This window comes from Burkholderia sp. CCA53, from assembly GCF_001685525.1.
Classification (GTDB): domain Bacteria; phylum Pseudomonadota; class Gammaproteobacteria; order Burkholderiales; family Burkholderiaceae; genus Burkholderia; species Burkholderia multivorans.
This window is the reverse complement of the sequence record NZ_BDDJ01000002.1, coordinates 57,217-73,129: the sequence shown is the minus strand read 5'-3', so window position 1 is coordinate 73,129 and position 15,913 is coordinate 57,217. Positions and strand designations below refer to the sequence as shown.

Below are 15,913 nucleotides of genomic sequence, written 5' to 3'. Positions count from 1 at the left end.
TATCGGCCGGAATCGAAGCGCCCCGGATCCGCAGGGACGGCGGATGAAACAAGAGGGACGCGCAGGTGTTTGAAGGCATGGATTTGACTGTATTCGATGGGATTGTCGGCGGCTGCTGCAGCGTCGCCTACCTTCGCGGGTGGGCATCGTCGCGGCGGTTGCGTCCGGGCACTCTGATTCATCTCGCGCGCACGCGGCAGGCACATCGCCTCGCACGCGGCGCGTCACCATACAGTCATGTCGAAAACAAACAGCTCCGAACATTTCTACCATGTCGATGCGATGCGCGCCGTTGCCGTAATACTCGTCATATGGACCCACTACGCCGAGCGGTTTGCGTCGCTGGCAGGCTCGCAGCACGCACTCGATACGCTGCAGCGTTCGCTGAATTTCGGACGAGTGGGTGTCGTGATCTTCTTCGCGATCAGCGGGATGCTGATCCCGACGAGCCTGCACGGGCCCGTGCGCGCCGGCACGAAACGGTTTCTCGTGCGTCGGTTCTTTCGGCTCTATCCCGCGTACTGGTTCGCGCTGCCTGCCGGCTATGTCGTCCATTGGTATCTGTTCGGCAGGCAAATGGACATCCGCGGGTTCCTCGCGAACCTGACGATGATGCCGGCCGCGTTCGGCGAAAGCCTGATCCTGCCGCACGGCTGGACACTCGAAACGGAACTGTATTTTTACGGCGTGTGCCTCGTGCTGTTCTGGTGCGGCGCGCTTCATCGGATGCGCGCACTGTGTCTGGTCAGCATCGGACTGTGTCTGCTGTTCGTCGCGGCGCTGAAGCTGCAACTGATCCCGGCCGACGTGCTGAGCCAGTACAAGACGCTGCCGTACCACCTCGCGATCATGTTCTGGGGCGCGTGCTTTCGGCAGGCGTACGACACGCCGTCGAGATTGCTGCCTATCCGCCTGGCGAAGCGCGGCCCGCTCGCCGATCTGTCGATCACGTATCGCGCAGCAGCGGCGTGGGTGGCCGTGCCGATTGCCGTCATTGCGGTGATGGGGGCCGTCAACGACTGGCATCGCAATCTCGAACATCTGCCGACGTCGCTCGCCTACCTGGCGGGCATCGCGATATTCGCCGCATTGGCGACCGTGCTGAAGCTGCGTATCCGGCTGCTTGCATGGCTCGGCGAGATCAGCTACTCGATCTATCTGCTGCACAGCCTGCCGCTATTCGTCGCGTTCTGGCTGTGTCAGCGCTTTCATATCGTCGGATGGCCGTTGGGGCTGTACATGGTCGTGCCGCTCGTGCCACTGGTCCCGCTCGCGTGGGCAGGCTATCGCGTCTGTGAAGTGCCTTGCGTTCAACTGGCGCGCACCGTGACGGCGCGGCGCAGAAGCGGCGCGCTCGCGTCGGGCGACGCCGACGGCTAAACGGCGAACGTCGACTCGGCTTTCGACAGCAGTAGCCGACGCAGTCGGCAGCAGACGTGCGACCGGTGCCAGTCGCGCGGCCCGCGCCGGCGGCGCGTACCCCGATGCGACGGGTCGGGCGCCGCAGCGTCGGCCGGCGGAGGCGCCACGCCGCGACGCAAATGAGAGGGCCGCCTTGCGCGGCGCGCATCGCCGAGCCGGTTGAGTCACGCGACGACGCACCATCGAGCTCGGTAATCGCGACCACACAAGGATCCGCGGCCAGCATGGATGATTGAGCATCGATGGGCAGTAATCTCTCAGTAATCTCGCAGTAAGTGAAACTACAAAGAGGTTGATCGAGGCGGCGGCGCGTTGGCCGCTCCCAAAACCCGGATTGTTAGCGCAAGGAACCAAACATGACACCGATCCAGTTTGATGGATGCATCGGCTGGTTGCACGAAGGCACGCGCACGCACGGCATCGTGATGTGCGAGCCGTTGGGGCACGAAGCCCTGTGGCTTCACAAGCTCGTCCGCTCGCTCGCCGAGCATCTTTCGGATCGCGGCTTCCCCGTGCTGCGCTTTCACTATCGGGCGAGCGGCGACTCGCTCGGCGACGAACGCGATGAGGGGCGCTTCGACGAGATGATCGACAGCACGCGGCGCGCCGTCCAGGCGCTGCGCGAACGCGTCGCGGTCGACAGCGTGGCGCTCGTCGGCGTGCGCGCGGGCGCCGCCGTCGCGCTGCTCGCGGCGGACGCGATGCCCGAGGTTACGCGGTTCGTCGCGCTCGCGCCCGTCGTGCGTGGGCGCGGCTATCTGCGCGAGCTGTCGGCCGTCGCGCAGCACTGGCTCGAAAACATGCCGCCCGTCGTGCGCAACACGATGCGCGACGAGAAGCCGATGAATGTCCTCGGACATGCCTATCCCGACGATCTCGTCGCGACGCTGCGGCATCTCGATCTGTCGAAGGCGGTCGGCGAATTGGGCACGCTGCCGGCGCGTGCGCTGCTCGTCGACGCACCGTACGGCGACGCCGCGATGCTCGCGGGCGCGTTGCAGGCGCGCGGCGTCGCCGCGCAAGTCCAGCCGTGTGCGGACTGGCCCGTCGCGATGCGCGAGCCTTTGTGGTCGCGATTCCCGGCCGGATTGTTCGATACGGTCGCGGACTGGATCGACGTTGAGGCCGGCGCCGACGCAATCGGTCGCGTATCGCCTCAGTGGCCGGACGCCGACGTCGTGCTCCGGGGCGAAGGCAGTGTCGAACGCGTGATCCGCATCGGCCCCGACAACCTGGTCGGCGTGCTGTGCGAGCCCGACGAGCAGACGATGCGCGCGGCCGCGCCGACGCTGCTGATCACCAATACGGCCGCGAACCCGCGCACCGCGGACGGGCGGCTCGCCGTGCGGCTCGCGCGAGCACTGGCCGCGCGCGGCATCTGCACGCTGCGGTTCGATTCGACCGGCACCGGCGACAGCAGCGAGCGTGCGCGCGACATTCAATCCGACATCCCGTATTCGGACCAGTTGATCGACGACGTGCTGAACGCCGCCAACTGGTTGAAGGCCGAGGGCCATCACAAGATCGTCGCATTCGGGATCTGTTCGGGTGCCTATACGTCGCTGCATGCCGCGGCGACGGGGCAGCTCGCCGGCGCGATCGCGGTCAATCTTCCCGTATTCGTGTGGCCGCGCGGCCAGACGCTCGAGAACGCCGTCAAGAATCAGACCAACTCGATGCGCGGCTATTTCGCGTCGGTCCGCAGTGCGGGCAAGTGGCGACGGCTGTTCGCGCGACGTCGCGATCTGCGACCGGTGCTGCGCGCGCTATGGCGTTTCTCCGCGGATGCGATGTCGGTGCCCTTGATGCGCGTCGTGGAGCGGCTCGGGCGCGGCCCGGGCAAGGACACGCCGCGCGGGTTGCTGCGCGACATGTCGGCGCGCGGCATCCGCACCCATCTGATCTACGGCACCTACGATCCCGGCGTCGATGCGGTCGTGCGCCATTTCGGGCCCGTCTCGCGCGCGTTCGCGCACTTGCCGAACGTTTCGGTCGACGTGCAGGAAACGGTCGACCATTCGCTGCACGGCGAACGCGCCGCGCAATACGTCATCGAGCGCTGTGCGGCGCTGCTCGCATGCTGGTGGGCGCCGGCAGAGCGTACGGCGCCGCTGCCGAAGGCAAGACGCACGATGTCGTGGCATTTGCGCAAGCATCGCACCGAATCGACGCACTGACGCGCAATCGTTGTCGGGGGCGGGACGTGGCGGCACGCATGCCGCCGCGTCGGCCGCGCTTTGCAAATGCCGGCCTAAGTGACCGTGCGTACAGTTTCGCCGTGCCGGACGCCTTATCGTCGCAGTGTCGTCGGGGACCGGCCGCTTCGTGGAAGCGGTGCGGTGTGGCGACGCCGTTCCGAAGGTCGACGAAACGAAATTGCACGCAATGCAAAGATTGAGCCTACTTGATTGCCGACAGGCAGCGCGCGGCGTCGTCCGCCACGCGTCGCCCGACAGCGGCGCGCAGCGCGGCCGCGCGCGGATCGCGGCCGCGTCCGGATGCGGCGTCGATATGTCGACGGCCCGCTGCAACACGGATCGAGGTCCGTCGTGATGCGCGTGCTGGTCATCAACGACTTCGTCCGCAAGGGCGGCGCGGAAGAGGTCTACCGCGTGTCGGTCGATGTGCTGCGCGCGCGCAACGACGTCGTCGTCGAAACGTTCGACGAAGAGGCGCTGCGCGGCGTCGAGAACAAGCGCAGCACACGTGCATGGTCGCCGGCGGCCGCGCGTGCGCTGGTCGCGCTGCTGGAGCGTTTCCGGCCGCAACGGATTCTCGTCCACAACTATCACAACCTGCTGTCGTGCGCGATACTGCCGGTACTCGCGCGCTACAAGCGACGCTCGGGATGCGGCCTGTATCTGACCGCGCACGATTATCACCTCGTCTTTTACAATCCGAGCCTGCAGATCTATTCGGGCGGGCGCGCGCAGCCGTTGTCGCTCGACCGGTTGCGCGGACACCGGCGCTTCGTGTCGGTCGCGAGCCCGCACGGGATCGTGCACGACGTCGTGAAGAAGGTGCATTGGCACGTCGTCAATGCGCTTTTCGATCCGCTCGGCCTGTTCGACGAAATCCTGTGTCCGAGCCCGTTCATGCGCGACCTGATCGCGCGCTTCGCGCGCACGCGCACCACGCTGCTGTCGAATCCGATCGATACGACGCTGATGCCGCGTGCGCCGAAGCCCGCGCAGGGCGCGCGGCTCGATCTCGCGTTCGTCGGCCGCATGCATCCGGACAAAGGGCTCGCGGAGTTTCTCGCGCTGATGGCGGGGCCGGCGGGCGACGCGATCGCGTCGTTCACGATCTACGGCGACGGGTCCGAGCGCGACGCGCTCGAAACGCGCTATGCGAGCCTCGTCGAAGCGGGCAGGCTGCGCTTCGCGGGCCGGCTCGACCATGCGACGCTGTTCGCCGCGCTGCCGCAGCACGACGCGCTCGTGCTGCCGTCGATCTGGGTGGAAAATGCGCCGCTCGTGATCGTCGAAGCGGCGATGCTCGGCCTGCCGGTGCTGGTCCACGACATCGGGAGCCTGTCGACGTTCGGCAACGAGATCGGCAACAAGATTCTCTACCGGAACACGCCCGACGATTTTTCGCGCGCGATCGAGGCGCTGCGCGCACACCTCGGCGACGCGAATCGCCGTTACGATTGGTCGCGCTACTCGATCGACTGCTACGCCTCGTCGCTGTACGCGGTACTCGGCATCGACGCGTCGGCGCCGCATCCGCACGCCCATTGACAGTCGGCGCACGTTCACTCTCAGCCCAGAAGGCACGATGACCGCCATTCGCAAAAATTTCGCGATGCTGTTCGCGTTGCAAATCTCGACGTATGTCGTGCCGCTCGTCACGCTGCCGCTGCTCACGCGCGCGCTCGGCCCGCAGCAGTATGGACGGCTGTCGTTCGTGCTCGCGGTGACGACGTACTTCATCAATCTGGTCAACTACAGCTTCGACCTGACGGCCACGCCGCGCGTCGCGCTCGCGCGCGACAAGCTCGAGCGTTCGCGGATCTTCTGGACGACCGTCACCGCGCAGTGGCTGATCGCGATCGCGGGCCTCGCCGTGCTGCTTGCGCTGACGCTGGCGATTCCGCACTTCGCGGCGGAGCGCACGCCGCTGCTGATCGGGTTCGGGATGGCGGTGGGCGCCGCGCTGACGCCCGGCTGGTATTTTCAGGGGATCCAGAAGCTCAGCGTCTACAGCATGACGGTCGTCGTGTATCGCGCGCTGAGCGTCGTCGCGTTCTTCCTCTGGGTCCACACGCCGGACGACATTCTCCCCGCGATCGCGATCAACGCGGCCGTGCCGCTGCTCTGCGGCGTGACGCTGCTCGCCTATCTGTTCGTCTGCCGCGAGGTCGCGCGCGTGCGCGTGCGGCTCGCCGACATCGTCACCGCCGTGAAAGGCGGCACGCAGGTCTTTCTCGCATCGACGTCGATTTCGTTCTACGCGTCGACCAACACGGTGCTGCTGAGCATGGTGGCCGGCAACGTCGCGGCAGGCTACTTTGCTGCCGGCGACAAGCTGATCCGCGCGGCCGTCGGCATGCTGCAGCCGCTGCGGGCGACCACCTATCCGCACATCACGAACCTGATGCATCACGCGCGCGACGAGGCGTTCGCGTTCCTGCGCAAGCTGATCGTCTGGCAGGGCGTGCTCGTGCTCGCGATGTCGGCGACGATCTACGCATTCGCGCCGATGGCGGTCCGGATTCTCTATGGCGCATCGTTCGAGCCGACCGTCGCGGTGCTGCGCTGTCTCGCGCTGGTGCCGTTCATGGCGTGCATGACCGATCTGTTCGGCGTTCAGACGATGCTGCCGCTCGGGATGAAGCGCGCATTCAGCACGATCCTGATCTCGTCGGGGCTGCTGAACGTGACGATCCTGCCGCCACTCGCGGCGCTATTCGCGGAACGCGGGGCGGCCATCGCCGTGTTGCTGGTCGAGACGGCGGTCGTGGGCGCACTCGTGTACGTGCTGTACCGCGAACGGGTCGGCCTGATCGATATGCCGGCGCGCTCGCGGTAACGCGATTCGCTTATCGGCCGTCGTTGCGATCGACGAAGGCAGGGGCATGCCGGTCGATGTCTTCGGCCTTGCTTGCGAGGCTTCTGCGAGCCGACGCAACGCCGATATGACACGCTCGGACCCTGTCGATCCGCGCGCGAAGAGAGCGAGTGGGGAGCAGGAAAGGGCGGCGGTGCGCGTCCTACAGCCGCTCGAATATGGCCTTCATCATTTCGGCGCTGCGGCTCCAGCGATATTTTTCCGCATGCGCGATACCGCGGCGTTTGAACTCGTCCCGCAGCTCCGCCGAGTCGAGCAGGCTGCGCAGCTTCGCCGCGATGTCGCCCTCCGAATACGGATCGCAGTACAGCGCGGCGTCCGCGCAGACTTCCGGCAGCGCCGCCGATTTCCCGACGACGACCGGGCAGCCGTAGCGCATGGCCTCGAGCGGCGGGATGCCGAACCCTTCGTAGATGGACGGATAGAGGAAGCACGCCGCGTTCTGATAGAGCGCCTTCAATTGCGCGTCGCTGATGTAGCCGACGTATTTGACGTTCGGTTCGTCGGCCGTCACGTGATCCTGCTTGCCGAACACCGTCTTGTTCCGCATCCCGACGATCACGAGATCGACCGACGGATCGTCGAGCTGTCGGAATGCCGCGATCAGACGGCCGAAGTTCTTCGTCGGATTCATGCTGCTGACCGCGAGCACGAAGCGGCCCGGCTTGATCGCATGGCGCTCGAGCACGCTCGCGTCGGGCTGCACGGCATCGAGATGGTCGGCGCCGAGCGGCACGACGCGGATCTTGTCGGCCGACACGCGGCAGTGATGCGCGAGCCGGTCGCGCGAGAAATACGAGTTGGTCAGCACGCAGGCGGACGTACGCGCGAGGATCCAGAACATGATCCGATACCAGACGCGAAACGCACGGGAAAAATGCGCCGGCGTGTCGAACACGGCCGCGTCGTGCATGTAGATGACCTGGTTGCCGAGAAAGATCGACGCCGAGTTGCTGAGATTGACGATGCGGCCGCGGCGCGCGAACAGCGGAAGAACGAGCTGCTCCCACACGACACCCTTGCCGAAGCCGATCCTCACCGTGTTCGCGCCGCTGACGGCGTCGCTCGGTTGCGGTGGCACGAGCACGGTGACCGGATCGCGCGGATGAATGTCGATCAGCGCCGCGATCAGCTCGCGTGCGACGCGCTGCACGCCGGTCGTCTTCTGCGTCGTGAAGCGGCCGTTGTAGACGAGGGGTTTCGGAGTCTTCAAAGTGCTCATGTCGTTTGTCGTCGTTCGATATCAGGCTTTGACATGATCGGCCGCAACGGGCTCGAAACCGCGCGTATCGACGCGCACGCCGTCGGTCTTGTCCGTGTCCAGGCCGTAGAGCGCATGCCATTGCCGGAATATCTCGCTCATCGAAAAACGCTGCATCGCAAGCGTGCGTGCCGCGGTACCCATCTGCTCGCGAAGCTGACGATCGTCGCGCAGCTTCGCGACATACGCCGCCATGTCGTCTTCGCTCGACGCGACGTAACCGGTCACGCCGTGAATGACGACGTCGCGATTGCCGATCACGTCGGTCACGACGGCCGGTATGCCGGCGATCTGCGCCTCGATCAGCGCGACCGGCATGCCTTCCCAGCGCGACGTCTGCACGTAGATGCTCATGCCGGATGTGAGCTCCAGCGCACGCGCGCGCGTCACCCAGCCGCTGCAGACGACGGCGCGGCGTTCAGCGGGATCGGGAATTTCGGCGGTATTGCCGCCGATCCACAGAAACTCGACGTCGGCGTGCTGCAGCTTCTGCGCGAGCCGCGCGAACGCTTCATGATTCTTCTGGAACGACGCACGGCCGCTCATCCCGACGACGATCTTGCCGTCGTCGCGCGGTCGGCGCTGCGGGATCGCGGTCACGTCGACGCCGTTTTCGACGAGCACGGCCGAACGCGCGCGCACGCGCTGCTTGATCTCGCCCAGCTCGCTGGCCGAGCACGCGACGACGGTGCCGCCGATGCGCGCGGCGATCTGCTCGAAGCCGAGATACGCGTACTGCTTCATGCGCGACACGTCGCGGCGCAGATACGAAAGACCGTGCGGCGAATAGAACACGGCCGCATGCGGCGTCGCGATGCGCGCGGCGACGCGGCCGAGCACGCCGGCCTTCGACGAATGCAGATGAATCACCTTCGGGTCGTAGCGGCGCAAGTGCGCGACGAGCGCGCGCAAGCTGCGCAGGTCGTGCTTGACGTCGACCTCGCGTGCCATGTCGACGTAGACGAGCTTCACGTCGGGCCTGAACAAGGACGGAAAGTCGGACGGCGTTTCCGCACGGATCGCGTGCAGCACGGTCACGTCGATGCCGGCCGCAGCCGCATGGTTGGCAAGCTGGGTCAGCATCGACAGCACGCCGCCACCGAACGCTTCGGCAATGTGAACGATCTTTTCTTGAGTCATCTTCGGGGTCTATCGATTCGATCGTTCGCTGTGTCACGCACGGTGACGGCAGCGGCCGGTGAATCGTCAAATCGACATCGAGCCGCACGTCTCGCAACGCGTCGTTGAACGAATTACGTATTCCTGATTTACCGATGCATGTCCGTCGTGTTCATCGCATCCGTGCTCCGGTTTTCGGTGTCGCGGCCTGTGCGTGCGGTTCGGTTTCCGTGCGAGACGCGCGAATCCTGAGGTCCGGATCATTGTGTGCCGCCCATTTGTCGCGCTGGGTGCGATGGCTTACCGATCAGGCGATTCGGCGCAGAAAGTCCGCGCATGACGACGTTTATTGAACGATGATTCGTTGTTTGGTCGAATTGCGAACGCGCGCGAACGATTGCCGGTGACAAGCGGCGCCGTCGCGATGCGAAGCGCATGCGATCGGCCAACCGGTCGGTCCGACAGCGCACCGAGAGGCGCCGGTTTCGAATGATTCAATCGCACGTATCGCGCGCCGCGTCGACGATTCGCCGCGCGCGCATGACGGAAAAGGATTCGATATGCATCGCTCACAACGGCTGCTCGTCAGCTACACCGCCATCGTCGGCATGCTGGCGGCCGGCGGACTGTCATGGCCGCAATACGCGATCGCGGCGACCGGCACGTCGGCAGCGGCCGAGGTTCGCCCGAACGTGCCGGACGCGCACGTTCGCCCGGCCGCCGACGGATCGGACCGGGCGGCCGAACTGCAACGCGCGTTCGACATGCTGCGGCCGGGCCAGCGACTGGTGTTCGCGCCGGGCCGCTATGTCGTCGGCCGCTCGCTCACCGTGCGACAGCCGCACGTCGTGCTGCAGGGCAACGGCGCGACGCTCGTCGCGACCTCGCCGAACGACCAGACGCTCGAATTGCGCGGCGACGGTACGGCGCTCGTCGGATTCCGGTTCGAGGGGACCGGAACGACGCGCCTCGGATCGCGCGAGTCGACGAAGATCCAGGTGACGGGCCACGACGTGCAGGTGCTCGGCAACGTGATCGACGGCGGCGCGAGCGCCGGCATCTTCGTGTTCGGCGGCAGCGCCGTCGCGATCGTCGGCAACGAAGTGCGCGCGACGCTCGCGGACGGCATCCACATCACGCACGGCGCGCGCGACGTGCTGGTTCAGCGCAACGTCGTCGGCGACACCGGCGACGACATGATTGCGGTCGTGAGCTATCAGCAGGACGGCGCGCTGAGCCGCAACGTGCTGATTACCGGCAACTCGCTGGAAGGCAATGCGTGGGGCCGCGGCATCACGGTCGTCGGCGGCGCCGACGTGACGATTGCGAACAACGTCGTGCGCAACGTACAGGTGAGTTCGGGGATTCTGGTCGGGCAGGAAGACAGCTGGCACACGTACGGCGCATCGAACGTGCGCATCGAGAACAACGTGATCTCGGACATCCAGACGAAAGCCGACCGCACCGATCCGCGCCCCGTCACGCAGCAGGGAGCGATCGAAGTCAGCACCTGGTCCGGCAAGATCTCGCGCGTGACGGTGATCGGCAATCGCGTGTCGAATACGCGGTTCGACGCCATTCGTCTGTGGGGCAACGTGTCCGACGTACGGCTCGCGGACAATCAGCTCGCAGGGATCGGCGCGCAACCGGTGCGGGTCGGTTCGTCGAACGGTTGCGCGGCCCGGTCGCTGCCCGGCGTGTCGGCGGCATCCGCGATGATCGGCACGCTATGCGGTGGAGCGACTCAGGCAATGTCGGCGGCGGCCGATGCTGTGGGAGCCGATCCGTCGTCGCTGCCGCGCGTGCGCGAAGCGCTTCGGCAGACGCGCTGATCGCGACGCGCGATGATCGGTCGAGCGATCGGTCGGTCGTGCGTCGCGGGTAGCGCCGGCCGCCGTTCGAATGCAATGCGCGGGCGGCGGGGGGCCGGGCATGGCTGCGCGGCGGCGCGCAACCTCTGCGCATGCGCCGCCGCGAATCGCGCGACTTATCGAACGATATCGCGCTCCGCCGTTGCCTCGGCCGGTGCCGAATCGGCCCGGTCGGCAGATTCGGGCGGCATGATCGAGGCAGGCCGGCGCGGCGCGTCGGCGTCGACGACCGCGCGTCCGTACTGATCGTCGAAGCGCACGATGTCGTCCTCGCCGAGATAGTCGCCCGACTGCACCTCGATGATCTCGAGCGGGATGCGCCCCGGATTCTCCAGCCGGTGAACCTCGCCGACCGCGATATACGTCGATTCGTTCTCGCTGAGCAGGAACGTATCGCTGCCGCGCGTGACGCGCGCGGTGCCGCGCACGACGATCCAGTGCTCGGCGCGGTGATAGTGCATCTGCAGCGACAGCTGCTTGCCGGGTTCGACGACGATCCGCTTCACCTGGAAGCGCTCGCCGAGATCGATCGAATCGTAATGCCCCCACGGCCGCTGCACCTTGCGGTGTTCGCTCACTTGCGGGCGCCGATCCATCTTCAGCCGCGCGACGATGTTCTTCACGCGCTGCCCGTCGTGCTTGTTCGCGACCAGCACCGCATCGGGCGTTTCGATCACGACGACGTCCTTCATGCCGACGCACGCGACGAGGCGTCCTTCGGAACGCACGAGACTGTCGTGCGTATCCTCGAATACGACCGTGCCGCGCGCGACGTTGCCGTGCGCGTCCTTCGGCATGATTTCCCAGATCGCATCCCACGTGCCGACGTCGGACCAGCCGGCCGCGAGCGGCACCACGATGCCGTCGATGCCGAGCGTCGGGCTGTCCGCGAGACGCTCCATGACCGCGTAGTCGATCGAGTCGGACGGACACGCGTCGAACGCCGCCGCATCGATGCGGAAGAACGGATCGTCGGCGACGCCGGCGCGCCACGCGGCTTCGCACGCCGCATGAATCTCCGGTGCGAGCGCCTCGATCGCCTTCAGCCATACCGACGCGCGCGTGACGAAGATGCCGCTGTTCCACCAGTAGTCGCCCGATTGCAGATAGCGTTCGGCGAGCGTCGCATCGGGCTTCTCGACGAAGCGTCCGATCGCATAGCCGCCCTGACCGCCAAGGCGGCCCGCGCGCGGCGCGCCGACCTGGATGTAGCCGTAGCCGGTTTCGGCCCGGCGCGGCAGCACGCCGAGCGTGACGATCGCGCCGTCCTGCGCGTAGCGCGCGGCGCGGCCGACTGCGTCCTGAAATGCGGCGACGTCGACGATCACATGATCGGCCGGCATCACGGCCAGCACCGGATCGTCCGCGTCCGCGCACGCGTCGAGCGCGGCGAGCGTCAGTGCCGGCGCAGTATTGCGCGCGCTCGGCTCGAGCAGGATGCGCGCGGTGCCCGCGCCGCGGCCGACGACTTGCGCGGCGCTCATGAAGCGATGCTGCTCGCCGCAGACGAGCAGCAGCCGATCGTCGAGCGATGCGTTGGCGATCCCGTTCAACCGGCGCGCGGTAGCCGACAGCGGCGACTCGTCCGAGACCAGCTCGAGCAGCTGCTTCGGATGCTGTTCGCGCGACAGCGGCCAGAGCCGCGTGCCCGAACCGCCGGCGAGAATCACGGGAAGAATGCGCGGCAGATCGGGCTGCGGCACCGGGCGGAGCGTGCGCGTCATCGATTGACTCCCGTGTCGGCCGGCAGGCGTTGCGGCGCGCGGCTGCCCGTACGCGCATCGTCGTCGCCCGGCGTGGCTGCCGACACGACGCGCGACAGCAGCGTGCGCAGCGCGCCCGAGGTGCGATCGGCCGGCCGCACCATGCCGATGAACGGCGCGCCCTGTTCGAGATACGGGCCGTATGCCTTGCGAAAGCCGAAGCGTTTGTAGAACGCCTGGCGTGCCGCCGGCACGTGGATGCGGATCGCGGTGTCGGGCCACGCGACGTGCGCGGCCGCGAGCGCGCGCTCGACGAGCCGCTCGAGCGTGTCGTCGTCGCGGCATGCTTCGCTCGTCAGTACCTTGTCGATCACGACGTCGGGATCGATGTCGTCGCCGGGCAGGATGCGCGCGTAGGCGGCGACTTCGACGCCGTCCTGCGCCGGCACGCGTGCATAGACGTGCAGCGCGGCCGTGTCCTTGCCGTCGATGTCGAGATGCGTGTGCGCGTCCTCGACGACGAGCACGGCGTTGCGCGCGCGCAGGATCGCATAGAGATCGACGGCGCCCAGGTGTTCGAATTCACAACAATGCCATTCCATGATGCAGTCCTCGCGTGATGCCTTGCGCATGTCGCGGCACGAACGTGCGTCCGTTGCGGCGCGACGATACTGATGATGGGCATGCAATGTCGCGAGGTCTGTTCGAAAGCATACTGACGCAGGCGTTGCGCGCGATTGCCGACGCACCGTCGGCGCGATGCTATGTGCGATAGCACACATCGGCCGTACCGACGCTTTTCGATAATGAACGCATTCAGACGCGCTCGTCGAAGACGCGAGCCATCGATTTCCAATACGAATTCCACATACCGGGGAAGTCCTTGATGATTGCGATCGTTCAGCGTGAACCGGGCGCGCACGCCGACGCCGTCCGTGCACCGGCGAGTGCGATCGACTGCATGGCGCAGCCGATCGCGTTTCGCGCCGCACGCTTCATCGAACGCACCGCGCGCGTCGGCGACGTCGATCGCCGGCATGCGCATCCCGCCGTCGCGGCGCGACCGTCGCCGCCTGAGCAGAACGCGCCGAACGCAGCTATAGTCGCCCATGCTCCGGACGCGCCGCGGCGCCGTCCGCCTGCGCCTGGCGCATCGCAACGAGGCGCGGCCTCGGCCGCCGCCGCGATGGCCGACGTGCAAGCGGCGGCCGACGGGCGGGCGCGCAGGTCGGCGGCGCCCGCGATGGGTGTGAATGGGAATCGATTCGCTCCTCCGCGTGCGCGCCGGATGCTGCGACGTGACGCGCGGGGCCGGGCGCAGCGAGTTCCGTTCCCGGCGAGCCGCGGACGTTACGACGTTGTAACGGCCGGCCGGTGCACGGCGTGCGTCGGGCGGCAGCGGCGCCCGGACGCCGGCACGATTGTTCGACGATACGAACGGCCGGCGCAACGGCGACGCGATTCCGGCAACAATCGTCGGCAATCCGCGACGCCGATCGTGGGGAAAAGTAGTATTTGCCACCGATTGACGCGAATGGTCATAGATAATCAAATCTCAGTCGCTAAAGGGCCGTTTCGGCGGGGGACGCGGCGGCGTAATCGAATGATTCGATGTTTAGCGTTTGGTAACAAGACCATCTTGGAACGGGGTGTAAATTCAGGAGCGAACGAAAGGGGGCGGCCATCCCGAAAGCGGGTTGGCTGCCGTCCGGTTCAGCATCGGGCGCGGCTGTCGTGTACGACGCGACGCAAATGCGGACGGAAATCCCGTTTGCCGACGTGCTTGCCTGACGGCACGTCGCATCAAAGCCGGAACATCGTGACGCAAGAGGTCACGCGTTCCCTTCGAGTACGATAACGGGACCGGGAAACATCCGGCTCGACCTCCGGGGGCTCTCGCCGTGCGTGGTTTCGATCTTCGCCAAAGCTGCGGAAACGCAGCGCGGACAGGCGCTCATGCGCCCTCCGCAACGCACGCGAACGGTTCCGGGAGTGGAGAAAGTGACGGTTTGTTATGAATATGCCAATAACGCGCGATAAGAACGCCGGCGGGGAGAGAGACGCGGGGCAGCGCCCGCTGATCTACTGGACGCAAGCGCCATCCGTCATGCTGCGCAAGGAACTGGCGCGCCGCGACTGGAAGGTCTCGATCGTCACGCATGCGAACGAGCTGCGCGACACCGCCGGCGAGATCACCTGCGGCATCCTCGATCTCAGCGGCGGCCATGCCGACGCGATCGGCAGCATCGCATCGACCTGTGCCTCGATGCGCGACGTCGTGTGGGTCGCGCTCGTCGACGCCGGGCAGACGGCCTCGCCGAACGTTCGTGCGTTATTGCGCGATTATTGTTTCGACTATGTCACGCTGCCGGCCTCGCATCAGCGCATCGCCGATACGGTCGGCCACGCGTACGGCATGGAATGCCTGTTCGCGCGCGATCGCGAACGGCTCGAATCCGACGAGCACGGCATCGTCGGCACCTGCAGCGCGATGCTGCGGCTGTTCGATACCGTGCGGCGTTTCGCGCGCACCGACGCGCCCGTGTTCGTGTTCGGGGAAACGGGAACGGGCAAGGAGCTGACGGCCGTCGCGATTCACCGTCATTCGGAACGCCGCAACGGGCCGTTCGTCGCGGTCAACTGCGGCGCGATTCCGCCGCATCTGCTGCAGTCGGAACTGTTCGGCTACGAGCGCGGTGCGTTTACCGGCGCGAACGCGCGCAAGATCGGCTATGTCGAGGCCGCGAACGGCGGCACGCTGCTGCTCGACGAAATCGGCGATCTGCCGCACGAGAGTCAGGCGAGCCTGCTGCGATTCCTGCAGGAGCGCGCGATTCACCGGCTCGGCGGTAGCGATCCGGTGCCGGTCGACGTGCGGATCGTGTCGGCGACGCACGTCGATCTGCGCGACGCGATGGAAGAAGGGCGCTTCCGCGCTGACTTGTTCCATCGGCTCTGCGTGATGCGGATCGACCAGCCGCCGCTGCGGGCGCGTGGCAAGGACATCGAACTGCTCGCGCATCACATGCTCGAACGTTTCCGCGGCGACGCGCGTCATCGCGTGCGCGGCTTCTCGACCGATGCCATCACGGCGCTGTACAAGCACGACTGGCCCGGCAACGTTCGCGAGCTGATCAATCGCGTGCGTCGCGCGGTCGTGATGACCGAAGGGCGCCTGATCACCGCGCGCGATCTCGAGCTCGAATACTGTCTCGATGCCGCATCGCCGTCGGTCGCCGACATGCGCAAGTCGATCGAGCGCGAGGCGATCGAAACCGCGCTGCTGCGCACGCGCGGCCGCGTCGCGGCTTCCGCGCGCGAACTCGGCGTGTCTCGCGCGACGCTGTATCGGTGGATGGAAGCCTACGGTATCGAGCGGCCGCGCGGTACCGGATCGTCCGACTGACCGACCGCCTTCGCCCGCGGCTTGCGCCGCGGACCTTCATCGAACCGATTCGATATGC

General features: G+C 66.6%; 10 protein-coding genes. 6 read left to right on the top strand and 4 right to left on the bottom strand.

Going from position 1 to position 15,913, the window contains the following annotated elements; translation table 11 throughout:
• Positions 1-237: 237 nt before the first annotated feature.
• The 4 genes from BCR55_RS16905 to BCR55_RS16885 all read left to right on the top strand — a co-directional run bounded on the left by BCR55_RS16905 (position 238) and on the right by BCR55_RS16885 (position 6,456).
• Positions 238-1,380: an acyltransferase gene (locus tag BCR55_RS16905; protein ID WP_065495058.1), complete on the top strand. Its 1,143-nt coding sequence runs from the start codon at positions 238-240 to the stop codon at positions 1,378-1,380.
• Positions 1,381-1,778: 398 nt separating this feature from the next.
• Entirely contained in the window at positions 1,779-3,599 is a 1,821-nt protein-coding gene (locus tag BCR55_RS16900) for an alpha/beta fold hydrolase (protein ID WP_065495056.1), read from the top strand.
• Positions 3,600-3,974: 375 nt separating this feature from the next.
• A complete protein-coding gene (locus BCR55_RS16890; protein WP_065495055.1) occupies positions 3,975-5,165 on the top strand; it encodes a glycosyltransferase family 4 protein in 1,191 nt (396 codons plus the stop codon).
• 37 nt (positions 5,166-5,202) lie between these two features.
• Entirely contained in the window at positions 5,203-6,456 is a 1,254-nt protein-coding gene (locus BCR55_RS16885; RefSeq protein WP_006403716.1) for an oligosaccharide flippase family protein, read from the top strand.
• A 181-nt stretch (positions 6,457-6,637) separates the two neighbouring features.
• On the opposite strand, the gene BCR55_RS16880 is transcribed toward BCR55_RS16885, so the two are convergent.
• Together BCR55_RS16880 and BCR55_RS16875 are read right to left on the bottom strand one after the other, a co-directional pair.
• On the bottom strand, positions 6,638-7,717 hold the full coding sequence (locus tag BCR55_RS16880; protein ID WP_065495053.1) for a glycosyltransferase family 1 protein: 1,080 nt from the start codon (positions 7,715-7,717) through the stop codon (positions 6,638-6,640).
• A gap of 21 nt (positions 7,718-7,738) precedes the next feature.
• The gene (locus tag BCR55_RS16875) at positions 7,739-8,896 is read right to left on the bottom strand and encodes a glycosyltransferase (protein ID WP_065495051.1); all 1,158 of its coding nucleotides are present in this window, start codon (positions 8,894-8,896) and stop codon (positions 7,739-7,741) included.
• A 539-nt stretch (positions 8,897-9,435) separates the two neighbouring features.
• Here BCR55_RS16875 and BCR55_RS16870 point away from each other — a divergent pair.
• Entirely contained in the window at positions 9,436-10,707 is a 1,272-nt protein-coding gene (locus BCR55_RS16870) for a right-handed parallel beta-helix repeat-containing protein (RefSeq protein ID WP_065495048.1), read from the top strand.
• 155 nt (positions 10,708-10,862) lie between these two features.
• Here BCR55_RS16870 and BCR55_RS16865 read toward each other — a convergent pair whose 3' ends face one another.
• Together BCR55_RS16865 and BCR55_RS16860 are read right to left on the bottom strand one after the other, a co-directional pair.
• Positions 10,863-12,470, bottom strand: coding sequence for a mannose-1-phosphate guanylyltransferase/mannose-6-phosphate isomerase (locus BCR55_RS16865; protein WP_065495045.1), 1,608 nt, complete (start codon positions 12,468-12,470; stop codon positions 10,863-10,865).
• The gene (locus BCR55_RS16860; protein ID WP_006402411.1) at positions 12,467-13,051 is read right to left on the bottom strand and encodes a drug:proton antiporter; all 585 of its coding nucleotides are present in this window, start codon (positions 13,049-13,051) and stop codon (positions 12,467-12,469) included. The genes BCR55_RS16865 and BCR55_RS16860 overlap by 4 nt, the downstream gene beginning before the upstream one ends.
• Before the next feature lie 1,412 nt (positions 13,052-14,463).
• Here BCR55_RS16860 and BCR55_RS16855 point away from each other — a divergent pair.
• Positions 14,464-15,855: a sigma-54 dependent transcriptional regulator gene (locus BCR55_RS16855; RefSeq protein ID WP_035487738.1), complete on the top strand. Its 1,392-nt coding sequence runs from the start codon at positions 14,464-14,466 to the stop codon at positions 15,853-15,855.
• The last annotated feature ends 58 nt before the right edge of the window (positions 15,856-15,913 follow it).